This window comes from Chryseobacterium sp., assembly GCF_041914225.1.
GTDB lineage: Bacteria > Bacteroidota > Bacteroidia > Flavobacteriales > Weeksellaceae > Chryseobacterium.
This window is the reverse complement of sequence record NZ_JAYSDT010000005.1, coordinates 40,975-65,838: the sequence shown is the minus strand read 5'-3', so window position 1 is coordinate 65,838 and position 24,864 is coordinate 40,975. Positions and strand designations below refer to the sequence as shown.

Sequence of the window (24,864 nt, the reverse complement as noted above, 5' to 3'; positions counted from 1 at the left end):
TTTGTTATGATTAGAGATGGCCTTAATATTCTTAATATCAAAATAAAAGTTTAAATTTTTTATTTCAGGTATTATAACTGCTCCCATGTAAATCTTTTTCAATTTTTCCTATCTTTAAACTTTCAAGTAAGAATTTCTATGAGTAAGCCTTCTGATCCCAATGCAGAAATGATGAAACGCCTGCAGGACATGCAGAAAGAACAGCTTATGATTTCCCGTTTAACCAAAGAGTTTTCTACCATTTTAGATAAGAAACAGCTTCAGTTTGTTATCCATAAATCTTTCAAAACTGAACTGGGATTCAATGATTGCATGATCATCTGGGATGTAAAAGGAAATATTGAAATACTCAGCAGCCGGATTGAAAACCAGAACTACGCCCCGGATCAACAGCTTGACAGGTATTTAAAAAACTGTCTTGATTCCGCAGAACCCCAGCTTTTTGATCTGAAAGAACTGTCATCTCTTCCTTCTTGTTTTACCGAAGCTAAAAATTCAGAAATGCGGATGTCTGTCGGATTGGGACTGCCGGCTGTCAGTGAAAGTAAAAATGTACTTTTTCTTTTCTACAGAAGCTTTATTTCAAGAGATACTATTCCGGAAAGAATTTTAAACGGCATTTCTGCCCAGCTTTCCATTACCCTTCATAATATTGATATTCAGGAACAGTTGAAAACATTTCAGGGAAATATCCAGGACTTTCCTAAAGAAATTGAAGAAGACAAGAAAAGCGTACCCGGCTTTCAGGGAATTGTGGGGCAAAGTGAAGCGATGCAGCTCATTTTTGAACAGATCTCACAGGTAGCACCTTCACAATCCAATGTGATTATCTATGGAGAAACGGGTACAGGAAAAGAACTTATAGCACAGGCGGTTCATGAACTTTCGGAATTTTCGGGAAAGAAAATGATCAGGATAAACTGTGCGGCTATTCCTGCCAACTTAATAGAATCCGAATTGTTCGGGCATGAAAAAGGAAGTTTTACCGGAGCTACAGAACAAAGAAAAGGAAAGTTTGAACAAGCCCACAACAGCACCATTTTCCTCGATGAAATTGGCGAACTCCCTCTGGAATTACAAGCCAGGCTTCTGAGAGTTCTTCAGGAAAAAGAAATTGAAAGAATCGGGGGAAACAAAAGGATTAAGGTGAATGTGCGGATCATTACGGCCACCAACAGGAATCTTGAAAAAGAAGTGGCGGAAGGACGGTTCAGAAGTGATCTTTTTTACAGGCTGAATGTTTTTCCTATCCATCTTCCTGCCTTGCGGGAAAGAAAAGAGGATATTCCTTTACTGGCAGATTATTTCCTTGAGAAATTATACCTGAAAACAGGCAAAAAAATTAATGGTTTTTCTCAGAACGTGGTAAAAATGATGATTGCTAATCCATGGTTGGGTAATATCCGTGAACTGGAAAATATGGTTGAAAGAAGTATGCTGACGGCAAAAGGAGATATGATCAGGGAAATGGATTTTCCAACAATTATCAACTCTCAAAATACGGATCAGGATTTTCAGGTTAAAACACTGCAGGAATTTGAAAAGGAATATATTTTAAAAATAATCAAAAAATGTAACGGCCGTATTTTCGGGGAAACAGGGACTGCAAAGCTACTTGGATTACCGCCAACCACATTGATTTCCAAAATGCAGAAACTTGGAATAGAGAAAAAGCATTATTTCAGGGAATCCGAATAATGCTTATCAATCGTCATTTCTATTTTCCCGGATGATAATGCCCAGAAAATCCAAAGTCCTAAAATGATCATCAGGGAAACTGCCGGTATCCAGAACGACAGGATTAACGCAATCACATAAATAGGAAGCCCGTACAGGTAATTATTACGGATTTTTTTTATAGCCGCATCGGTAATACCTGGGCGCAAAAGCTTTTTGTTACGGGTGGCCAGAAACCATAGTAAATTGTAAGCAAGATTGATCAGGACAAAAATACCGGTATAAAGTGCTACTACAGCAGAAGAAGCTTCACCGTCAAAATACCTTGCCAGCAAAGCAGTAGGATATGAAACTGCAGAAACCAGAAAAAGGATCAGTCCATTGGCGAACATAATCGCTGAATTCCGGCTGTAGATCTGTTTGAAGATCTTATGATGGTTCACCCACATGATAAAAATGCTGAAAAATGAAAGGATAAATGCCAGAAATGCCGGCCATTGATTCTTCAGAAAGACCAGCAGATCATTACCGTTTTGTATTGAGTTCTCTTCAGGGAAGTGAAGATCCAGCACCAAAAGCGTAACGGCTATTGCAAAAACACCATCGCTGAATCCTTCTATTCTGAGCGTTTCTTTTTCCATAATTACCTGATTGATTTATGATTGTAAAGACATAATGATTTTGTTCTCAAATTATTTGAAGAATTATGATTAAAAAATTGAAAGGAAATATGGTTTCCGGCTAGCTTTGTCCGGGATTATTTATAGCTTTTGTCAATTCCCAGTTTTTTCATTTTGGAATATAAAGTCTGAGCTTGTATTTTCAGCAGCTCCGCGGCACCACCCGGCACCACCCGGTCCGGAAACTTTTCCGTTGGAAGTCTGAAGCGCATTCATAATATGATCTCTTTCCATATCTTCCAGTGATTTCAGCGGGCTCTGTGTTTCTATAGGTTTTTCAATAATCTGAGGCAGATCAAAGTTTTCTATTTCCGCAGTTTTAGCCAGAAGAACACTTCTTTCAATAAGATGTTCCAGTTCGCGGATATTTCCCGGCCAGTGATAATTCAGCAGCTGTTCCAGCGCTTTTTCACTGATGGATGTGATATTTCTTCTTGAGGCAGCTGCATATTTATTCAGGAAAAAATGGGCCAGCAATACGATATCTTCCTTTCGTTCTCTCAACGGAGGCAGCTCAATAGGAAATACATTCAAACGGTAATACAGATCCAGCCTGAATCTTCCTTCTGCCACTTCTTTTTCCAGGGAACGGTTGGTCGCAGCTACGATTCTTACGTTTACTTTAATCGTATTATTTCCTCCCAGCCGTTCAATTTCTTTTTCCTGTAAAACCCTCAGCAGTTTAACCTGCGAATCCAATGGCAGCTCTCCTATTTCATCCAGGAAGACCGTTCCTCCATTAGCCTGTTCAAACTTTCCGATCCTCAATGTATTGGCTCCGGTAAAGCTTCCTTTTTCATGCCCGAAAAGCTCGGATTCGATAAGCGCATGCGGCAGTGCAGCACAGTTCGCCACAACTATAGGGTGAGCTTTACGCTCTGAAAGCTCATGAACGGAGTGGGCTACTTTTTCCTTACCCGTTCCGCTTTCCCCAACCACCAGAACAGAGGTATCTGTAGGAGCGACTATTCTTATTTTTTCAACGACATCCTGAAGCACTTTACTTTTCCCGATAATCCCTTCAATGACTTCATTATTTTGGGTATCAGTACACAATTCACAGCCTCTTTCCATGTCATAGCGGTATCTGGCAATATCAAGCATAACAATCATATCACGCTCCCGGAAGGGCTTTACCATAAACCCGTAGGGCTGTGTCTCCTTCACTGCTTCCAGGGTAGACTGGTTGGTATTGGCTGAAATATAAAGAAAAGGAAGATTCATTTCGCGCAGTTCCCATGCGAGATCGATTCCTGTGAGGTCACCTTTTAAAATGATATCAAGAAGTACCCAATCCGGCTTATTATCTGCAATCAGTTTTCTGGCCTGAACTACTGAAGATGCAATGCCCGTAACCTGGTAACCGGCTTTCATCAGCATCAGTTTCAGATCATTGGCTACAATAAATTCATCTTCTACAATTAATATTTTTTCTTTCATAATAATCAGCCTTTAATTTGAAGGAGTTATTTCTGTATTTTTTCTGAAGGTAATCGTGACTTTTAAGCCCCCTTTGTTTTCGAGATGGAAAGTTCCGTCCAACTGGTCGGTAAGCCCGCGCATCAGATTCATCCCCAAAGATTCTGTTTCTTCAATATTAAAATCTTCCGGAAGCCCTACTCCATTATCTGAGATCTTCAGTTCACAAAGGTCTTCACATGTATTTTTAAACGAAACGGAAACTTCCCCTTTCCGGTCATCCGGAAACGCATATTTTACGGTATTATTGACCGCTTCATTGACGATCAGTCCCATAGGAACGGCTTGTGCAACATCAAGAAACACTTTATCAGTATCCACCGTAAAGTTGATTTTCCTTTCGGATGAATAACATTCTTTGATATAGGTAATCAGTTCATAAATATACCACGACATGTCAATCATTGAAAGATTGTCAGACTGATAAAGCTTCTGATGAATCAGAGACATGGCATGCATTCTGTGCTGGCTGTTCTGAATGGCCATCAAAGCATCTTCATTGTCCAGATAAGCCGACTGCGTATTCAGCAGGCTGATTACAATCTGCAGGTTATTTTTAACCCTGTGATGGATTTCCTTTAAGAGCCATTCTTTCTCGGAAAGTAATTTTCTCAGCTGTTCGTTCTGTTCATCAATCTGCTTACGCTTCAGTTCAAGGTTTTTATTGGCATTGCTTTTTAATCTTGAGCGGTTATACAGCAAAGCCGCAAAAAGGATCAGCGCCAGAATACTTCCGATGAAGACATATCTGATAAAGGTATCATTGGCAATTTTAATATCCTGCAGTTTTGCTTTCTGGGTCAGCAGCTGAATGTTTTTATCCTTTTGCTCCGTCTCAAACTGAATTTTAAGGCTGTTGATCTGCTTGCTTTTTTCACCGTTAAAAACAGAATCGGAAAGTTTTTTATACAGCTGATAATGCTGTATGGCATCAAGGTATTTTCCCTGTATGGAATCTGCTTTGAACCACATCAAATGATTTTCTGAACGAAGCATATCATTCCCGTTATTTTTGGCTATCGAATCGAAAAGTCTGGCTTCACGGTACATTTTATCAAAGTTCCGGGTCTGATAATGATAGAAAACAAAGCTTCGCAGCAATGAGGCCTGCTGGTTGTTTTTTTCCGCATTTTCACCGTAATAGGCCACCAGTTTTTTGTAATAGGCTTCCGCTTCTTTAAACTGCTTTAAAATAGTGTAGGTACTGAACAGAATATAGTTTTCTGACATTTCAAAATCCTTGTCTACAATGGGATACTTTTCTCTGTACTCCTGAATCATGGTAATGGCCTGCTTAAACTTTTTCTGTCTGATCAGCATGGTAGAAATATTATTCGCCACCGTTCTGATGTAGCTGTTATCTTTGTTTTTCTTTGCCGTGGCCAGTGATTTTTCCCAATACTTCATGGCATCATCATTCTTACGGAGATAATAATACACCATTCCGATATTGCTGTAAATAGAGCACATCTGCAAAGAGTAATCATTCACACTTTCGGCTGTTTTTTCTGCTAAAAGACCATAGCGGAGCGCTTCCTCATAATCCGCCTTCTGAATTTCAACCTGGGAGATAAGATTGTACACACTCTGTAATTCTCTGAATTTCGCCGACTGGTAAACAGACAGCGATTCTTTGAGCAAATTCAGGGCCTTATCCGGATTTTCCTTGATGTAATAAAGCTCAACAAGATCTTTTAAAACGCCTGCCTGATTCAGTTTTGATCCCGAATTTTTAAAAAGTTCCAACGCTTTTTCTTTCAGTTTGATTTTAGTATCAAAGTATTCAGGTTTATTGTCATACATATATGATAATTCATTATATGCTTCTCCGGCCTGTTCCTTAAAATGATGGTTTTCAAAATAAGAAAGCGCCTCTTTCATTCTGGAAAAAGCAATATTTTTACGGCCTCTTTCTTTATCTATTTTGGCATCCAGATAGATGATTTTTCCGGCAGACATCGGATCTCCGGATTTCATATTCAGTGCTTTTGCCTGTCTGTTCAGAATGGCGGCACTGTCGAGATCAGTTTTCAACTCTCCTTTTTTAGTAATGTAATAGTTACTCAGGCGCAGCAATAAAGCGATTTTCTGAGTCGTATTGGTGGAAGAGGAAATCTGTTTTCTCAACAGTGCAGGATTTTCTTTGATCTGTGCTTTTGTATTGCATGAAAACATCAAAATCAATGAAAAACATACTATCTTTAGTAGATTTTTAGATAAAAAATAAAGACTGAAATTCATTTTTTAAAGGTAATCTATTATCCTGTAATCTGCCATAGTCCTATGCTAGTTTTTGCGGTGGTAAAAATAGCAGATAATCATTGCCAGTCCGGGTAAAATCAGTGTTACCAGCCCATATTGTTTTCCTGCATAAGCCCCTAAAAAACAACCAACCAGAAATCCAAGAATGGTAACCAGCTGTTTCTTCAGGCTTGCCCATGCTTCAGGGTGGTGAAAGCCGCTTGACAGAAGTGTTCCGAAATCCAGGGAAGCCTGGGTTACATTTCCTGTCATCATGGTCGTCGGGCCATGGGTTTCTTTTGCATAAAGTTTTCCGAAAGCATTCTGAAGTCCCATTGCAAAAACGGTAATCATAGCTACAGTGTACATCATAACTTCTGAAAATGTTCCATAGTAACTGAAAACGGCAACAATAATTCCGGCCGACAAAAGCAATACTCCTTCCCAGAATAACAAGGTGTAATGGTTGATGACTTTCCCGGCGATTCTTCCTCCTGCCATCACCGCAAGAATAAATACCGGAAACGTAAGCAGCTTTACCCAGGCATGAATATCCGATCCTTTCACAAACTGATAGGCAAAGACAATAAAGTTTCCCGTAACATGGGCCGAAAAAAGGGCATCTGCTGATACAAAAGTCACGGTATCGCAATATCCGGCAATCATGGTTAACAATAAGGTGACAAAACCGATATTATGTTTTACTTCCATTTTTTTATTTTAAATGTGAACGGAGCATCCAGGCCATTTTCTCATGGGTTTCCAGCAATGGACTTCCCTTCTTTATCTTTTATGCCTTTCGATGTGCGCTCCTCCAAAACGAGTTTAAATGTCCCAACAGCATTAAGGCTCCGCGGAAATCCACAATAAGCATACAATTGTACCAATGCTTCCTTTATTTCATTGACTGCAAGTCCTGCATCCAGTCCTTTGTTCAATGCTGTTTTTAATGCATCTTGATCGCCGGTTGCCGTAAGGGCTGCAATGGCTGCGAGTGTTTGTTGATGAGCGTTAAGTGCTTCTTTTGCTGGTTTATTTTCCTGTGCTTTCATTGTATTATTTATAGTTACTGTGAACAAAAAGAGTATGATTAATTGTTTTATGCCAGATCTCATATTCTTGGGTCTAAAGTTCATTTGCTTGTTTATAATCATTCTCATTTACCGGTTCAAACCATGAGCTGTTTGAATCCCCTTCATAGCTGGTGACCGCAATATGTACCAGCTTATTTTCCATTGTAGCACCGTGCCAATGTTCGGTATTTTCCGGTATTTTAACGATGTTACCTTTCTTTATACGCCTGGCTGGCTTTCCCCTTTCCTGATAAATTCCCTCTCCTTCAGTAACCAATAATACCTGTCCCTTTGGATGGCTATGCCAATTATTTCTTGCCCCAGGATCAAAAGTTACGCTACCGATCACATAATCATTGTTTTTGTCTCTTTCTGTTAAGACCTGCAGATAAGCGTTTCCGACAAAATTTTTATTATCTACCTTATTTCCTACAGGAAATATTGATGAATTTATATTTTCCATGCTTACATTTTTATTAGGTTTGTTGCAAGACATCACAATAGCTGATATTGCAACAAATAATCTATAATTTATTTTTATTTGTTTCATTTTGAGTTATTGCTTCAGTTCAAATGTTGCTCAACTGTCATAGGAAATTGGGCAGCAAAACTTCTGCTGACCTTACTGTCATAAAGAACAGCCCGGGCAACTTTGCCATTCACAATAATCGTTATATTCATTTTTTTGGGAATTTGTTGGAATTCTACAAATGAGATTTTCCTTGCTACCATTGATGCTGAAAAACATAAGGGATAGTTTTTATTGCTTTAATGATCTATCTGGCTTTCCGTAAAAGTATCCGCACGTCCACCCTTTAATGAAATTCTATCCAGACCTGCGTTGAATTCCCGAAGTTCAGTAGCATTGAAACTTAATTCAGCAGCCCCGATATTCTCCATAAGATGATGATATTGCGTAGTTCCGGGGATTGGGACAATCCAAGATTTTTGTGAAGTTGTCCAGGCAAGTGCAATCTGTGCCATGCTAGCATTTTTGCGTTCTGCCCATTTACGTAGGTAATCGACCAAAATCATATTGGCTCGTAATGCATCAGGTTCAAACCTTGGTAAGGTTGCAAGTCTATCCGGTTTGATAAACCGTTGGAACGGATTTATAGCACCTGTAAGAAATCCTCGTCCTAATGAGCAATATGGAACAAACCCAATTCCTAATTCCTCCAAAGTTGGGAATATTTTTGTCTCGGGCTCTCTCCACCATATTGCATATTCGCTCTGCACAGCAGTAACCGGCAGCACAGCATGTGCCCTGCGGATTGATTTTGCACTCGCTTCGGATAAACCAAAATGTCTGACCTTTCCTTCTTGGATTAAATCCTTCACTGTACCGGCAACATCCTCCATAGGTACTTTGGGATCCACACGATGCTGATATAAAAGATCAATGTAATCTGTCCGGAGACGTTTAAGTGAACCTTCAACTGCTCTTCTGATATGGTCAGGACGGCTATTAAGTGCTGTCGGCTGATTTTCTTCAACACCAAACCCAAATTTTGTTTCTATCACAATATTCTTTCTAAAGGATTTAACAGCTTCCCCAACATATTCCTCGCAGACATATGGCCCATATACCTCAGCAGTATCAAAGAGCGTAACACCATTATCATAAGCTGCTCGGATATGCCCTATCATCGTTTTTTTATCCCTCATTCCGTTACCGTAATAGCCCACCATAGGCAAACATCCCAGTCCAATTTCAGATACCTCTAGCGTGCCAAGCTTTCGCTTTTTCATATCAATATAATTTTGTAGGCCACGGTTATGCGGCTTGTGCAGACTTGTATAATTATCTTTATTTATTTTACTGGCAATCAGAATATTCGGTGCCAAGATAGCACTTGAAGCCAGCAAAAAGCCTTTCTTGATAAAATCCCTGCGATCGTTTTTAAGTTCAGGCGGGGACTTTTTGGGGAAGTTTTCCATAAAGTACTTTTTTATTCAACCATTGCCAATTAACTTATAAACAAAGTTCTGCAATAATCATCTCAACTTTTTTATATAGGATACAGATATATTTACCACTTTTACGGTTTTGGGCCTAATGACATACAGCTAAAGGAAAGGTTTTCTAAATTTGTATAGAAATAAGCAGAATATTATGGAAGATGTCCGAAAAATCGAAACTGTCAGACAGTATAATGATGAGATGGGAGTTGATACAAAACACCCATTGATTAGCATTGTCAACTTCGACGAAATCCCTACATACATGCAATTCCGCAGATATATGGGACTTTATTGCGTTTTTCTGAAAAATATAAAATGCGGAGATATACGTTATGGCTGTCAGCCTTATGATTACGAGGATGGAACGCTTGTTTTTATTGCTCCTGGTCAGGTTTATGGAATTGATAGTAGCGGAAAAATAATCAAACCATCAGGCAGAGCTTTGGTTTTTCATCCGGACATGATTATGGGCACCCAATTGAGAAAAAGGATTAAGGACTATACTTTTTTTTCCTATGATGTCAATGAGGCACTTCATTTATCAAAAAAGGAGCGTGCTATTATCAATGACTGTTTTGATAAAATTGAAAATGAGATTGATCTGAATTTGGATAAGCACAGTAAAACGCTTATTGTTTCAAACATTGAACTTTTTTTAAACTACTGTATGCGTTTTTATGATAGACAGTTTATTACCAGAACCCATATTAACACGGATATATTGGTACGGTTTGAACGTCTCCTTTCTGATTATTTCACATCCGGAAAGTCGCAGGTTATTGGTTTGCCAACAGTTACCTACTGTGCAGAGCAGTTAAATCTTTCTCCTAACTATTTCGGAGACCTTATAAAAAAGGAAACGGGAAATACCGCACTTGATTATATTCAGACTAAACTGATTGAAGAGGCGAAGGAAAAAATATTTATCCCAAATAAACCTATCAATGAAATTGCAGACGAACTTGGCTTCAAATACCAGCAACATTTTAGCAGACTTTTTAAACAAAAAGTGGGTATGACTCCGAATGAGTTTAGAAATTTAAATTAGCATTTCATTTGGCTTAAGCACAGTCCAAACACTTTATCTTATAGATTTTTGATTTTTTCTTTTTGTCTATTCTTTTTTGAAGTAATAAAATATCATCCATTTAGCTGATGATGCATTTATGATAAACATCTTCAATAATTAATTTAAACCAATTAAAATGAAATATTATCCAATACCAGAAGCTTTAATGAATTATGTGGAATCAATCTGGTCATTTGAAAGCCCGGAGCAGATGGAAGCTGATGAACAAGCTGCTATTATTCCGTCAGGCCGTTGGATCGTCATATGGAATTATAGTGGGGAATATGAACATGTTATTCAAAATCAATCTTTTCATCATTCGATATTTGATCTTCATTTGGTAGGACAGCACCATACTAAAATTGTGCTCAAAGGTAATGTTCCCGTACATTCCATCGGTATCAGTTTCAAGCCATACGGTTATTACTCAATAGCAGGGAGCGATCTTTCCAATTATCTCAACAAAGTGGTTTCCATCTCAAAAAGAAAGCTTGACGGCTCCGAAGTTTTGACAGATTTTTCAGGAAACCTTCAGGATTCAGTAACTCAGCTTACTGAACTGCTTACAGAAAGGATAAGGTTTGAACCAGATAGCCGTGTTGTCCATATTATGGAACAAATAAATGCTCACAAAGGTAATATCCTAATTAAAGATCTTTTTGCAGGTATTAATACTTCGCAACGCCACCTTAACAAACTTTTTAAATTGCAAACCGGAATTACCCCCAAGGAATATGCTTCAATAGTACGTTTTCAGGAGATATTTAATCGTTACATAAGAAATAAAAAATCAGAGAATAAAAGTGAACTGTATGACTTTTTTTATGATGAATCCCATTTTTTGCAGAGCTTCCGTAAAGTCTTAACATTACAACCTAATGTATTTCTGAAAAAAAACAATAAACTGGGAAACGAGTTTATTAAAAAATAAACAGGTCTATTTTTTCCTATTACAAACTACATATGTACTGTTACTTTGCAGAAAAAAACAGCACAATATGTTAAACAAAGTAACTGACACAGCAAAAGAGCTTATTACCTTTAAAGCTGCAACTACGACTATACCCTATGCAAAAGAAATTGCGAAGTATTTCAGTATTGATAATCCACTGAATTCAGATTTTGGGTTCTGGGCAAGTGTGCTCCATTTTGAAATGCGCTACCTTTCCCTTGACTTTTTCCTTGAAAAGAGTATTTCTTCGGCGGTACTTGAATTGTCAGCCGGATATTCACTGCGTGGGTTGGAATACACCAGTAAAAATCCTGACAAGATCTATTTTGATACTGATCTCAGGACAGTAATGAATGAAAAAATGGAGATGTTAAAGCGTCTTGATATTTCTGTCCCCAGCAACCTTAAGCTTCAGGAATTTGACGTTTTGAACTCCGGCAGTATTCTGGCTAAAGATCAGGACCTTCTTATTATTAATGAAGGTCTGCTCATGTATTTTGATAGAGAAAAGCAGTCTCAAATCCTTAAAAATATACATTCGGTTTTGCAAGAAAATGGAGGGACCTGGGTAACAGCTGATATTTATCTCAAACATGAAACCGGTTCCGTTGGTAGCGATAAGGATAAAAAATGGGAACGCTTCTTTAAATCAAATAATGTCATGGAAAATTATTTTGATTCCTTTGACCAGGCAGAACAATTCTTTTATGACAATGGATTTATTATTGTAAATAAATATGAACCTGAATTTGAAAAATTCAGTAGCCTGCCCAATTTATTGAATTCAGCATCTCCCCAACAGCTGGAGGCTTTGAGAAGTAAAGGTAATGTTCAGCAGACATGGCAGCTTAAGACCAGATGATACTATAATAATCCTTTATTTCTACTACTTTATACCTTACACTTTAAATGAAACGAATTTTGAGTTTGTACCAATGTGATAGTTTGTTTGGATAGCATACTGGTTAAAGAATATAGGTTCGAATCCCGTATTGATTACCTTTAATTTCTTTTTCTTGTCTTCAAAAATTCCATATCGCTCAATATACATGCAAAACTCTCTTTCAATATTCTATTTCTTTTTGAAAAAAAATTATTTGAAGATGGGAAAAAATAAATGATTGTACTGTGAAAATTGAACAATTAGAAAATAGATCGAACACCAAGGTTAAATTCTGCCATTCATCTTATCTATCAGAATATCAATAAATTAAAGGGCGAAAAAAATGGGACAAACCTAGCTTTTGCAGATTTGTCCCAACAAGTGGCCGCAGAAGAACTACTTTCAATTAATCTACTTCAATTTCTTAAATCTTAAAAACCTCTATGAATGCTTTTTTTGTGGAGGTTTTAATTATTTTAAATTTAAGTTAATTAAAATAGCTTTCAAAATTTGGGCACAAATTTGGGCACATTTTTTAGTAAATTGCAACAATAGAAAAATTATCGTTTATGGCTAAAGTATCATTTATCCTTAGAAGTACAGTTAAGGATAAACCCAGCAATATCTGCATAAGGCTTAGAGATAAGGATCTTGATGTCAGACTTGCATTATCAGAATTAAAATGTCTTCCTGATGAATGGAAAAATGGAAAATGTAAAATCGCTTCAAAAAAAATGTTTGATACAGATGCTGAATCAATTAATACAAAACTTTCTAAAATTGAATCGCACGTATTACAAAGATATTCCGCGCAAAACAGTATTCTAAATTATAAAGTATGGTTACAGTCCTGCCTCGATGAAATATTTAAACCAAAAGTAAAAAGTGTATACTCATCAAATATAATTGAATTTATAGATACCTACTTGGAAATCAATAAAAATACAATCGCAAAAAGAACAAATTACAAAATCAAAGTTCTTAAAACAATGTTGATTGATTATTGTACTTATCATAAAAGAGTTCCGATAATCGAATTTAAAAACTTGGATAATTATTTCAAGGATGATTTTGAGAAGTACTGTTTGAACATCAATTATAAGCACGAAACTATATATAGCAAGTTGCGTGATATTAAGGTTATTTCAAAATCTGCAAGTAATTACGATATTGAAACACATCCGCATACAAAAGATTGGAAACTGGGTTTAAGTAAATTCAAGAAAGATAAACCCAAACATATTTATTTGAATTTTGAGGAATTAGAAAATATTAAAAAATCCATTCAACCACATGATTACCTTGATAATGCAAGAGATTGGTTGATAATAGCCTGTTTTACAGGTCAAAGAGTAAGTGATTTTTTGAGATTTGAAAAATCCATGATTGTCGACGATAAAAATATGAGATATATTGAATTCAAACAGGAAAAAACAGGACGGTTAATGCAAATTCCAATACTCAAAGAAGTACAAAAAATACTTGACAAAAGAAATGGTGAGTTTCCGAGAAAAATCTCTGATGTCAAATTTAACAAGTATATAAAAAAAGTATGTGAAAATGCTAAAATATCAGAAGTTGTTTACGGTCTTAAATCTCAGGTCTTGGAAGATAAAACCAAAAGAGGAGTTTTGGGATATTACCCAAAATATGAACTTGTTGCAAGTCATATTGGAAGAAGAAGTTTTGCGACTAATTTTCATACCCTGATACCAACGGCAGATGTTATGTATATGACAGGGCATTCGACTGAAAAGCAATTCTTAGTCTATATTGGCAAAACAGAAAAAGAAATGGCTGTACGGACTGCAAACAGCTTTGCAAAAATTGGTTTTTAACCAACTGTTAAAATTAGTTAAAATTTTGTTGTTTAATAAAAATCTAATATATTTGCAATCGAATCGAAGATATATAGTAATCATATTCAATTTTCGCATTCAGCAAAGGTATCCTTAACAATTCATATAAGTAGCTGTTCATTTCAGTAATGAAATGATAACAGTGATGCCAAAATTGTATTATCACTTTTTTGATGATTTCGGGAGCCTCCGAAATTAAAATAAGAGCGCGGATTGTAAAATATGCAGAAAATGATTATCTGTATAGTGTCTGTGTAAGAAGTGCCAAATTTTGAAGACAGGAGTCCAAACCTACCAAACGGCGAATTACTATGTTAGATAGGTGGATTATGTCTTGGATACATTTTGAAGACCTCGGAACCTCAACCTCACCAAATGACGGATTATTTTTCTTAGGATAATTATGTCTTCATAACAAATACAATTTTGATAGATGGAGTCCAAACCATTAAAAACAGCGAACGAATTAAATACTATAGGATAATTATATCCAAACATCAACGAATTAAATCAAACAACAATATACAGACCTAACTTTTTAAGTTGGGTCTTTTTTATGCCCGAAATTGGGCGAAACAATCAGGGAACCTCAAAAGGGTTCCTTTTTTATGTCTAATAATTAAAAATCTACAATATGAATACTACAAATAATAACAATAATAACACACTATTATTCCAAATCACTAAAGAAGAACTTATGCAAGACTTTGAGCAGGTTGTTTTTAAAGTACTGGAAAAAATGCAACTCAATCAAGTATCAAAAAACGAAAAAGAGTTTTACACTCGTGAAGAAACAGCTAAATTATTAGATGTTAGCTTAACAACGCTCTTTCACTGGAACAATGACGGGACATTGAAAAATATAAAAATCGGTAAAAGAGTTTATTACTCTAAAAATGAGGTTTTAGCTCGATTAAATCCTTAAATTATCAGGTTTAGCCTGTATTCTCTGCGGGTGGGCTGAATCTTTTTACTACTACTCCGCACAAACCATGCGCGCGTGTAAAAGCTCCGCAAACACGTTAAAAATCATCTCAAAATCTTTTTATTAACAAACCTACATAACGCATAGTAAAACTGCCGTGATGGCTCTTTCTGTGTCTTAAATTAAAAATACTGAATCATGATCGACTTTATAAAAATATACACAACCACAAAAGAAACTCTGGAAAATAGAATTAAGAATGATTTTCCTGATAGCGAAACCAGATGTTCGTATGATTATCACAACGAAGATGCAGTATATCCCTGTTGGAGACGTTTTGAAAATATTGAAGTTAGAATTACTGAAAAATCGGCATTTGTCAAAAACTCTATACATACCTATTTTAACCTTAAAAATGGTCTTGCTGAAGGTAATTATACAGATTTTTTCTACTCTGATATTTTGACCGCCTTTCAACTGCTTCAGGAAGATCTGAATGAAGATATTTCAGATTACAAAGTAACTAATCTGGAATTTGGCTTAAACATCCGAACCTCTCTAAGTCCTAAGCAAATGCTTGAAAATAACTTTTTAATGTTCAATTTTGATGAATTTAACCAACACGATACCTTTAAAAACAAAGGATCATACAAACAGTATAACCGCAACGAATATTATGTAAAGATGTACGACAAAGGGTTGCAATTTAAGCTACCTTACAGCCTGTTGCGGGTGGAAATAAAGATAACCGACAGTAAGTTGCTGAAAAAAAGATTTGGAATCCATATAGTTCGGGATATTTTTGAAAAAAGTCGGCTAGAATTGCTGTTTAAATGGCTTTTGGCGTGTTTTGATGAAATAAATATCATCGACAGTTTGGCTACTCAGGAAATCCGCGGGGAAGAAAAAAAGTTTTTTGAACTAGGCAAAAGCCCTCATTTTTGGCGGGAAATAAAAAACAGTAAATCATCTAGCTACTATTATGACCTAAGAGCAAAGTATAATAACCTACTAAGAAAGTATAACCTAGATACCATAAAATTAGAGTTACGGGATTTGCTTGTGGAGAAGTTTCGGACTTTGATTGGGGATGAGTCTTGCTGTTGAGTTTGGGGTGTTTGGTTGTGGGTTGTTTTGGGGGAGGTAAAAATGGACAAAGTCGGTTTATATATTAAGAGTAATTTGTACGGTAAGAAAAAAATAACCTTGACCGTCCGTGGTCAAGGCTAAATTATTTATTTCTGCAATCTTGTATCCTCATATTTTGATCGTTCAGTTTTTAAAGATACCAACCAATCCAAATACATTTCTTCAGGCATACTACGATAGCCTATTTTGTGAATATGAGCATATTCCTTATTCATCAGATCAAACAATTCTTTAGCTTTTGGATTGCTTAATGTAGCCTGAATATCTTTTGTATTCTGTTCTTTCATTAATTTTTGAAACTGCTTCGTATGGGTTTCAGCCTGTAATAATAAGGCATTTGCCAAATATGGGTGAATTTGGATTGCTCTTTCTGCGCATTTCAACGGGAAACTTCCGTCATTATCTGGGAAACTTCTATTGTAAGCATTAGCTAAATCTACTAATAGCAGTGCAAGACTTTCCTTATTGTTCAGGGCTTTCATAAACACACCGTTTTTAATGGCATCTAAATGAATGAACCCTGAAGCTGATAGCCAGGCATCGATCGGAAATATACCACTTGTAAGCTCTGTATTGAACCAACCGATTGATTTAATATTATGCTTAATATAAACGTGGTTTGGTGCTAACGCCAGATTTGCATCTGCTCCAATTTCTTCTGCTAAGATTTTGTATAGATAGGGCATTGAATTACAGTTGCCCTTCTGAGTATCTAATAATTTTGATACAAACAAATTAGCTAGTTCTTTATGTCCGAATACATCTTCAAAATCATAGGTGAAGGGTTTGTATTTTACAGTGTCGTTTTTCACAATGACAGGGGTTGTTTGACACATTACCGTATAAACAGCAGCATATTTGCTTACTTTTGCCTGATCTTTTTCTGTATAATTCAGTTTTCTATTACTAACTAGTCGTTTGCAAAAATCAGCTAGGAAACCAACTTTATAGTTTAAACTTTCAACATCTAGTTTTCCTTGATAATAGGCATTTTCTACACTAAATACAGCTTCTTTAAAACTGTATTGTTGCTTATCATTGAGCATATTGTCAATGGTTTGGTAGGAATCATCATAAAACTGGTTGTTTTGGGCATTTATAATGAGACTTATACATAATAACAATGATGAAAATATTTTTGTCATTTTGATTATATTCAATTATGAAATGAATTTACATTTTACTTGCTCTCTAGAGGTGGTAAAGGAACTCTTTTGATACCTATATTATTCTTATCAATAAATACATTTAAAGAATCTTGACTTTTAAAAATATTTTTTTTACTTACTTCAATTCCTTGGTTTTTATTTATTGAAAGATATGTGTGGAGAATTGTCATAAAAAGGCTTAAATCATTATTGTTACCATTTAATGCATTAGTGTAGATTGTTTTTGCTTGTTTTCCATTATAAATAATAGCACACACAATAAATTTATTATTTTTATCAATGTTTTTTAAATCCATTTTTCTCTTATTTAGGGAAAAGTTTAACCATTTTTTGAAATCATAATCTAATTTTACTTCTTTCGTAACATTATTTTCAACATCATAAAAAACTATTGAGCTTTGATAAATTTTAGCATCAAACTCTTTTATACCTAATGATTCATAATTATCCGTATTGTATGAAATTTCGATGCTATCAAAATTTTTAGAAACATTATTAGTATTTAATTTCGTGTATTTATTATTATCTAAAAAAATCTCATCCTTTTGGATTTTAAATTTGCTTTCACTCTCAGATGGATATAATAATCTGCTATTCTTTACAATGGCATATTGGGCTTTATCATTGCTTATGTTTCCTAAAAAAATACCTGTTGACGGTAGTTCTTTAGATTTATCTTTACAAGCTATCAATGATAAAATACAGATACTACTTACTATATAAATTTTTAATTTGTGCATCGGTTCTTTTAATATTTAGTTTTTGGTAAAATGATTTTAAAATAGGTGATCCTAAGTTATAAGCCTGATTTGTTTTCTTATCAACCATGTGATCTGGAACATTATTACTTCTTCCTGAATTCTCACCATAATATTTATTTAAATAAGATGGGGTATAACCGTCTTTGGCTATTGATTCATAACCTTTTGAAAAATCAAATTTCTTATTATCGAAATAGTCCATAGAGCCTAATTTTACATGGATACCTAATTCATGAGTAAGAGTTTCAAGTGTTTGGTCTATATATGGTCTATCCTGAATACTAACTTTGAAATTAACTCTTCCTTTTTCAGAGGTATTATCTGTAATTCCAACGGCAGGTTGTAAATTACCTTTATTGTATTCTTTTAGTGCTTGTCCTGAATCAAAACTTAAATCAATTCCTGCTTTATCATATTTTCCTGCTTTATCGTATTTCACTCCTGCAATGGTTTGTCCTGCACTTGCATAATCAGAAAGAAAAGATATTCCTTCTTTTGAAGTAGCAAACTGATTCCATGCTTGAACAAGTTTAGGATTTTTATATGAACCGTCTTTATTTTTATCAAAAATTGCACTTGGATCAACATGCTCTGGTGCTAACCCTGTCGGATCAATATATTTAAGAGGATTATTCAAGGCATAATTATAAGGTGACCAATCAGGAAACTCCTCACTCAAAGGGTCTGGGGACATCCAACGTCCATGAGTATCACCAATAGGCTGTGCATCAGGATCAGATAAATCAATTTCTCGAACTTCAATGATATTGTTTCTTTTGGTATTGAACCTTACCGAACCAATGACTACAATACTGTCCGTATCATGAAATTCTAAATATTTGCCTCTGCTGAGCGTTGCAATCTTCGGATATACCCCATATTTAGCAAACGGATTTCCGATAGCAATATTCTTTCTCCTCCTTTCCGCTTCCTGCGGTGTTAATGAATCTCTAGTTTTTAGCACTTCATCCATATACGGACGGCTTCTCTCTTCCTTTGTCAGCTTGACAGGATTTACCCATTTCTTTTCCGTTTTAGGCTTTTGTATGGTTTGGGTTTTCTTTTTAATTTGGGCATGTGTAAACCCTACCAATATTACGAAAATAAGCAATAAAATTTTCTTCATAGTTATGTTTTATTATTAAATGTATTATTTTTCACTTTGATTTTTTCTTAATTTACAGATGTTTTGGATCAATCGGAAAATACTGGACTTTCTCTTTTGATTTCTCAGATTCCTTTTTCTTTTGTTTTACGGCTTCCTGCTTTTCTTTCTGCTTTTGGAGTTGATATAACAGTATTTTTTGAGCCAGTGCTTCACTTTCCTGTTTGTTCTTTTCAGTTTTCAGACTTTTGAGCCATGATTCATAAGCATAGGAGGGCATTTCAGCATAGCCGAGTTCATCTACTTTATCGAACTGTTCATTGAGTTCTTTAAGAAGTTCATTAGCTTTTGGGAAATATCCTGCTCTTTGTAAATCCCGTCTATCATCAGGGTTAATTCCTAAACGTTTCAGTGCTGATCGTAGCCGTTCCTGGTCGACATTTCCTTTTTCCATATTAGGGGCAACGCCATTAGGATACAGCTCTAATGCCTTATCGATAACTTTACCTACAAACTCATCATATCCGAATTTCTGAGCATATCCTCTTGCCAAATCAAAGTATGACATTGCTAGTAACTCCTTTTTAGAAAGGTTTTCCAAGTAAATTTTATTCTGTAATGCTTCGGATTTGATATAGCCAGATTCCAACAAAGAATTATCTGCTGTAAACATTCCACTGGTTAACTCAATATTCCTTAATTTCCCTTCATCATCCACAAAGCGAATAAAGGAATGATTGGGAGCTAATGACAGATAGGCTTCCGTTCCCATTGCTTCTGCTAAGATCAGGTAGAGTAAGGGCATAGAGTGACATTGACCTGCTCCCGTCTTTAGTAATTTGGAAACAAACATTTTGGAATAGTCCTTTTGACCTAAATAGTCTTCAAAATCATACTCAAAGGCTTTGTGGGTCGTTCCTCCGAGCTTCATATCTTTAGAAAAATACTCAAACAGCATCAGGTTTTTAGAAACATTACTTTCTGTGTCCTGTTTCCGTTCTTTCATTTTCTGCAACAACTGTTTTGCCGTTTTTTGGATTCCTGCTTTGAATTTGGTTACATCCTGTTTGTTGTCATAAAAAGCATTTTCAACGGTGAAATTGACATCTGCCAATGAGTAGTTTTCGGAATCTATTCCAGAAAGTTTATTAAAAGCATCGTAATATGCTTTCGTTCCTGCTTTTCCTGATAATGACGGTAGGTCATATGGCATATTTCTACCGTTTTCTACCCAACTACGGAATTGCATTTGCTGTACTTCTGCAATATCCCGATCTATCTCACGCATCAAAGCATCATTTCTTGACCTTGATTGTGATTCGTACATGTTATGTTGCTGAACCGAGTTTGAGTTTTTTTGATAAGAGCTTGGCATTGACGGAGCATAATTCCTTTGAGGGCTTCTACTATTCATCGGACTACCATAATTCGGATTAGAATAATTGCCTAATCCGCTTGGGGTAGGGGCTTGAATATTGGGTAAGTTCGGGATTTGACCGAAACTTACAATACTTAAGCATAATACGGGAAAAACCTGTAGTTTTTTCATCATGAATATTAATTTTTTGACTTGAATTTGTGTTTTCCGCAATTTACACTTTTTCTATGACTGGTGAAAATCATAATCTAGATAAGTTTTTTTACAAATGTATTTCGGTATAATGACAAAACTTGACGTGTTTTTATTTTACTACTAAAAGTATAAGGTTTAGTTGGATAATTTAGCTGCAATATCAGACATTTTTTGAAATAATTCTTTTGAATTAGTTTCATTTAGCTCACCATTTTGAGCTAATAATGAAAACTGCTTTCTGTATGTTTGATATTCATCATTATTTGATCCGTTGCGCATCATTTTAAGATCTAAATCAACTATCTGAGATGAATAACGTTCTAAAATTTTGGCACTTAATTGCTGATTTGAAATATTGTTGGTTGAATATTGTTGTGAGTTATAATCCGATGTTGAAGTTGTATTTTTAATAATTATATTCAATGAATCATACAACCATTGTATTACACGATTAGTTTCATTTGCTGAAGAGTAATTGATTCTAGTTCGGTTCAATTCATTGATACACTGTTGTTGAAAATTGTTGTGTATAATTCGTTTTTGTTCATCAGTAAGGTCTAAATCATTGATTTGATTAGAGATTGTATTTACAGCGTTTTGTAATTGTTGAACGTTGTAATTATAATTATTCTGTTTTGTTGCCATTGCATTACCTAAAGCAGAAATATCTAATTGTTGCGGATCACTGTACTGTGTCGGCTGTCGAGATTGCGAGGTATTGCCTGTTGTATAATATTCCCACTGTTTTGAGAAACTGTTGTACTTTTCATAACCCATCATATTTCCGTTTGAATCAAAGTATTCATATCGGTTCTGAAATGAATTATACTTTTTGGTTGCTGTTTGAGAAAAGCAAAGACTACATGATAATAACAGTACGGAAAAAAATATTTTTTTCATAAGTGATTTATTGTATCACCCAGTCCCAAAGTGAAAGGTTATTAATGCAGAAAGCGTGGAACTATAACTTAATTTGTTCAAGGAGGTTCTGGTAAACCATACAGCACAAACAAGTATAGCCCACGCCATAAGCGAGGGCATCAACTGTTTATTCTGTGCTGTATTTGAAATTTACCAGATTTCCTTGTACAGAATAAAAGCTAACGCTTTATTTTTTCATTAAAAATTCAGCCACTAAGATATGAAATTTTTCAGATTCAGAGATTTTCTGTGCTGTAAACTACCTTTCAGATTTTTCGGATATGGAAAATTATTGAATTGAAATCAAAGGAATTTTGCTAATATATACAGTCCCATTTACCCCATACCCTAAATTTGGTATAAAAAACATACCCCTTATGTCGTATCTCAGAATTTTTGTAGATGTGTCGGGAGACAACCTACTATACGGATTTCGCACCCCATCAGCGAGGTTTTTTCGTTGCGTCCCCTATGCTCGGATTTTGCTTTTCTCAGTTTTTTTACCTTTCCCGCGCGCTCGGAGTGGTTAAAAAGTTTTTAACCTGTTGATATTTTAGTTAAAAAGTGTTGTAAACCCTTGTATTTATGGGCTTTTTGTCGTATATTTATACTGCTTTTTTGGGCAACTTACTACTAAAATATATACATAAAAAATGCCTAAAGTGCTTCGAACACGATAGGCAACATCAATAAATTTTAACTCTAACTTAAAATTACTGACATGACAAATTTACGAAATTGTCTTGATACTGCTAGTATCTATGTATCAACGTACGCAAAGTACAACAACTGCTCATTATTTGGGAAATGGCTGAATCTTTCTGATTATTCCGATTATGATGAACTACTTACAGCAATGTATGAACTTCACTGTGACGAACAAGACCCCGAATTTTTACTTTCCGATTATGAGGGATGTTCACTATTTGAAAAATTAGGATTGATTAGTGAGTACCATATATCCAAAGATGTCTACGAAATAGCCGAGCAAATAAATGATTCTGGGCATGATATAGAAGTATTTGAAGCGGTTTTAGATAACTTTTTGGATATGGATTTTCAAAGTGCTTATGAGTATGCAAACAATTTCTACTGCGGTGAGTTTGCAAATGATATTGAGTTTGTTCAAGAGTTCTATGAAAATGATATACCTTTCAACCTCCCGCATTTTGTTTGCATTGATTGGCAGGCGACAGCACACAACATTATGTATGACCATTTTGAGAGTTCAGGGCACTATTTCCGATCTTAAATGATTATTCAGTACATTTGTATCACAGATATAATAATTTATCTGTTTTAGTATTCAGATAGGTTTAATCAAATTCAAGCAGATTAAAAAAAGAATATTTTTGAATTTTGGGCACGATTTTGGGCACAAAAACAAAAAAGAGAAAATGCAATTATTTAATTTTCAATAATTTACAAATTCTCTTTTCATTCAATTAGTGACCGCAGAAGGATTCGAACCCTCACTGTCGGAGCCGAAATCCGAAGTTCTATCCATTAAACTATGCAGCCGTATTCATAAGTAATGAGTAACTCATAATATATCATACAATGATTACTGATTACTCATTGCTTATCACTTATATTTTAGAAGGTAATCTTCACACCTCCCAGAATCTGTGCACCCAGGACTTTATATCCTTTGTACGTCTGGTATTTTGAGCTCAGAAGATTATTTCCGAGTGCGAAAATACTGAAATTTTTGTGAATTTTATACTCTGCGGAAAGATTTAAATCAGCATACCCGCCAACTTTATCATTTGTATTCTCCGTAGACTGATAAATTACATTCGGTGCACCTACTGCTTCAATTGCATAAGAGTTTGTAGTTCTGTCACTTGCAAATATCCCTTTAAATCCTAACAATAACTTTTTGTCAAGCATGGTATATTTTGCACCGATACTTGCATTGAACAAAGGAACGTTATAAATATTATCATAATTCTTAAGGTTGTACTTCGTAAATCTTAACTCTCCGTCTAAAATAAGATTTGCCAACGGGAAATACTGTACACTTCCTTTGATATCACTTACATTTCCGTCATCATATATTGCAGAGAATGTATTGGCAAAGTTGTATGCAGAGCGGTTAACAGAGTTGTTATCAAAAAGATCATTGGCCTTAAAGAACATAATATCCCTCATCTTTCCGTAACCTGCAGAGAAGTCGTATTTCAGTGTTTCATCGATATCTCCTCTCAATCCTACATAAAAATGATATTTCGTCTCTGTAGGCTTTAAAAACTGGTCAGAAAGGATGAATGGATTCGTCTGCAGCATATCTCCGTAAGTATTCAGTTTCAGACCACCGTCTACCCCTCCGTAGAATTTAAATTCATTAGCAGCAGCAAACTGGAACTCTGCCTGCGGGAACCAGTAAGTCTTATTATTTTTTTGCTGTTCCAGCTGGTCATTGGAATTCTTAGCATTCAGGAAAGAGAATGAAGATCCTAACATCAAATAAGAATCCCCTTTTCTGAAGGTTACTTTAGGAGCCAGGCTGGTATTGAAAAAGTTAGCTGAGTTTTTATCCCTGATGGCAAAATCTGTCTTCACAGCATCTAATCCCACTCCCAGATCAGCATTCAGGTTAATTCCTGACTTTCCTAATTCAACAGCATGTTTTGAGAAATTGGCAAGAATGGACACCTGATTTTCCTGTGCATCAAAATGATCTTTCAGGAAGGATGATTTCACTCTCACATCATTTAAGATTTCATTGGAATAAAAATCATAATAACCATTTACTTTAAACTGATTGACCTTTTGTTTCAGGTCAAGTTCACCAGTTGGCTGCATGGCATAAATTCCATAATAATTATAGCTGTCCAGACCATATTCAGCATTAAGGTTGAATTTTCCCTTTTCACCGTAAGAATTTAAGAAAGCACCGATATTGGCTGATGTCTGCCCGGATTTCCAGTCATAATCTTTTTTAAGACCATTCGTAGAAAGAACATGAACATCTGCTCCTACTTCAAGCTTATTTTCAAGGGTTTTTGAAACGTTTCCGTCTACCAGAACTTTCCCGTAGTTACCCATTCCGAACTGGAAATAATTATTCTGAGCGGTTCCGTCAAATTTCGGAGCTACGTCCTCCCCCTGAATGGTTGAAGTTTTGAAATCTGAAACAGCAGGAACGTCCGTGATGGTATATTTCATGGGATTCTGCGATTTCTCTTCCGGCGGATAGTTTTTAATGGTTTCCACTGAAGTTTTCTTCTTCTCGATCTTCTTCACTTCCGGTTCCCTCTTTTTGTTAAGAACCAGTTTTTCCTCCTTGATCTGGGAAAACGCCACCGACGAAACCCCTAAAAATAATATGGATAATATTTGAATTTTCTTGTTCATATTTTCTTTATTTGAAAAAAATA

General features: G+C 35.5%; 21 protein-coding genes and 1 tRNA gene. 8 read left to right on the top strand and 14 right to left on the bottom strand.

Annotated elements, in window-relative coordinates:
• Positions 1-138: 138 nt before the first annotated feature.
• Positions 139-1,698: a sigma-54 interaction domain-containing protein gene (locus ACE3RB_RS03910; protein WP_374462999.1), complete on the top strand. Its 1,560-nt coding sequence runs from the start codon at positions 139-141 to the stop codon at positions 1,696-1,698.
• Here ACE3RB_RS03910 and ACE3RB_RS03905 read toward each other — a convergent pair.
• The 7 genes from ACE3RB_RS03905 to ACE3RB_RS03875 all read right to left on the bottom strand — a co-directional run bounded on the left by ACE3RB_RS03905 (position 1,677) and on the right by ACE3RB_RS03875 (position 9,091).
• On the bottom strand, positions 1,677-2,318 hold the full coding sequence (locus ACE3RB_RS03905) for a TMEM175 family protein (RefSeq protein WP_374462998.1): 642 nt from the start codon (positions 2,316-2,318) through the stop codon (positions 1,677-1,679). The two genes, ACE3RB_RS03910 and ACE3RB_RS03905, sit on opposite strands and share 22 nt — an antisense overlap.
• Before the next feature lie 132 nt (positions 2,319-2,450).
• A complete protein-coding gene (locus ACE3RB_RS03900) occupies positions 2,451-3,797 on the bottom strand; it encodes a sigma-54-dependent transcriptional regulator (protein ID WP_374462997.1) in 1,347 nt (448 codons plus the stop codon).
• Between the two features lie 12 nt (positions 3,798-3,809).
• Positions 3,810-6,011 (bottom strand): histidine kinase dimerization/phosphoacceptor domain -containing protein, encoded by a 2,202-nt coding sequence (locus tag ACE3RB_RS03895; protein ID WP_374462996.1) that lies wholly within the window; start codon positions 6,009-6,011, stop codon positions 3,810-3,812.
• Positions 6,012-6,122: 111 nt separating this feature from the next.
• Positions 6,123-6,788 (bottom strand): YoaK family protein, encoded by a 666-nt coding sequence (locus ACE3RB_RS03890; protein ID WP_374462995.1) that lies wholly within the window; start codon positions 6,786-6,788, stop codon positions 6,123-6,125.
• Positions 6,789-6,829: 41 nt separating this feature from the next.
• Positions 6,830-7,129, bottom strand: a complete 300-nt coding sequence (locus ACE3RB_RS03885) for a carboxymuconolactone decarboxylase family protein (RefSeq protein WP_374462994.1) — start codon at positions 7,127-7,129, stop codon at positions 6,830-6,832.
• 73 nt (positions 7,130-7,202) lie between these two features.
• On the bottom strand, positions 7,203-7,613 hold the full coding sequence (locus ACE3RB_RS03880; RefSeq protein WP_374462993.1) for a cupin domain-containing protein: 411 nt from the start codon (positions 7,611-7,613) through the stop codon (positions 7,203-7,205).
• Positions 7,614-7,918: 305 nt separating this feature from the next.
• A complete protein-coding gene (locus ACE3RB_RS03875; RefSeq protein WP_374462992.1) occupies positions 7,919-9,091 on the bottom strand; it encodes an aldo/keto reductase in 1,173 nt (390 codons plus the stop codon).
• Positions 9,092-9,242: 151 nt separating this feature from the next.
• On the opposite strand from ACE3RB_RS03875, the gene ACE3RB_RS03870 reads away from it, so the two are divergent.
• The 6 genes from ACE3RB_RS03870 to ACE3RB_RS03845 all read left to right on the top strand — a co-directional run bounded on the left by ACE3RB_RS03870 (position 9,243) and on the right by ACE3RB_RS03845 (position 15,910).
• The gene (locus ACE3RB_RS03870; RefSeq protein ID WP_374462991.1) at positions 9,243-10,163 is read left to right on the top strand and encodes a helix-turn-helix domain-containing protein; all 921 of its coding nucleotides are present in this window, start codon (positions 9,243-9,245) and stop codon (positions 10,161-10,163) included.
• Between the two features lie 157 nt (positions 10,164-10,320).
• Positions 10,321-11,115 (top strand): DUF6597 domain-containing transcriptional factor, encoded by a 795-nt coding sequence (locus ACE3RB_RS03865; RefSeq protein WP_374462990.1) that lies wholly within the window; start codon positions 10,321-10,323, stop codon positions 11,113-11,115.
• Positions 11,116-11,182: 67 nt separating this feature from the next.
• Positions 11,183-11,998: a hypothetical protein gene (locus ACE3RB_RS03860; RefSeq protein WP_374462989.1), complete on the top strand. Its 816-nt coding sequence runs from the start codon at positions 11,183-11,185 to the stop codon at positions 11,996-11,998.
• A 590-nt stretch (positions 11,999-12,588) separates the two neighbouring features.
• Positions 12,589-13,857, top strand: a complete 1,269-nt coding sequence (locus ACE3RB_RS03855) for a phage integrase SAM-like domain-containing protein (protein ID WP_374462988.1) — start codon at positions 12,589-12,591, stop codon at positions 13,855-13,857.
• A 655-nt stretch (positions 13,858-14,512) separates the two neighbouring features.
• Positions 14,513-14,803: a helix-turn-helix domain-containing protein gene (locus tag ACE3RB_RS03850; protein WP_374462987.1), complete on the top strand. Its 291-nt coding sequence runs from the start codon at positions 14,513-14,515 to the stop codon at positions 14,801-14,803.
• Between the two features lie 198 nt (positions 14,804-15,001).
• Positions 15,002-15,910 carry a hypothetical protein gene (locus tag ACE3RB_RS03845; RefSeq protein ID WP_374462986.1) on the top strand — a complete coding sequence of 303 codons (909 nt, stop codon included), beginning with the start codon at positions 15,002-15,004 and terminating at the stop codon, positions 15,908-15,910.
• Between the two features lie 128 nt (positions 15,911-16,038).
• On the opposite strand, the gene ACE3RB_RS03840 is transcribed toward ACE3RB_RS03845, so the two are convergent.
• The 5 genes from ACE3RB_RS03840 to ACE3RB_RS03820 all read right to left on the bottom strand — a co-directional run bounded on the left by ACE3RB_RS03840 (position 16,039) and on the right by ACE3RB_RS03820 (position 21,460).
• Positions 16,039-17,097 carry a hypothetical protein gene (locus ACE3RB_RS03840; protein WP_374462985.1) on the bottom strand — a complete coding sequence of 353 codons (1,059 nt, stop codon included), beginning with the start codon at positions 17,095-17,097 and terminating at the stop codon, positions 16,039-16,041.
• Positions 17,098-17,132: 35 nt separating this feature from the next.
• Positions 17,133-17,861, bottom strand: coding sequence for a hypothetical protein (locus tag ACE3RB_RS03835; RefSeq protein ID WP_374462984.1), 729 nt, complete (start codon positions 17,859-17,861; stop codon positions 17,133-17,135).
• On the bottom strand, positions 17,830-19,008 hold the full coding sequence (locus tag ACE3RB_RS03830; protein ID WP_374462983.1) for an RHS repeat domain-containing protein: 1,179 nt from the start codon (positions 19,006-19,008) through the stop codon (positions 17,830-17,832). Before ACE3RB_RS03830 ends, ACE3RB_RS03835 begins: the two co-directional genes overlap by 32 nt.
• A 52-nt stretch (positions 19,009-19,060) precedes the next feature.
• Positions 19,061-20,539 (bottom strand): hypothetical protein, encoded by a 1,479-nt coding sequence (locus ACE3RB_RS03825; protein ID WP_374462982.1) that lies wholly within the window; start codon positions 20,537-20,539, stop codon positions 19,061-19,063.
• Positions 20,540-20,695: 156 nt separating this feature from the next.
• The gene (locus tag ACE3RB_RS03820) at positions 20,696-21,460 is read right to left on the bottom strand and encodes a hypothetical protein (protein WP_374462981.1); all 765 of its coding nucleotides are present in this window, start codon (positions 21,458-21,460) and stop codon (positions 20,696-20,698) included.
• 742 nt (positions 21,461-22,202) lie between these two features.
• On the opposite strand from ACE3RB_RS03820, the gene ACE3RB_RS03815 reads away from it, so the two are divergent.
• Positions 22,203-22,733 (top strand): antirestriction protein ArdA, encoded by a 531-nt coding sequence (locus tag ACE3RB_RS03815; protein WP_374462980.1) that lies wholly within the window; start codon positions 22,203-22,205, stop codon positions 22,731-22,733.
• A gap of 197 nt (positions 22,734-22,930) precedes the next feature.
• On the opposite strand, the gene ACE3RB_RS03810 is transcribed toward ACE3RB_RS03815, so the two are convergent.
• Positions 22,931-23,002 (bottom strand) — tRNA-Arg (locus tag ACE3RB_RS03810).
• Between the two features lie 75 nt (positions 23,003-23,077).
• Entirely contained in the window at positions 23,078-24,841 is a 1,764-nt protein-coding gene (locus ACE3RB_RS03805) for a TonB-dependent receptor (RefSeq protein ID WP_374462978.1), read from the bottom strand.
• Positions 24,842-24,864: the final 23 nt, after the last annotated feature.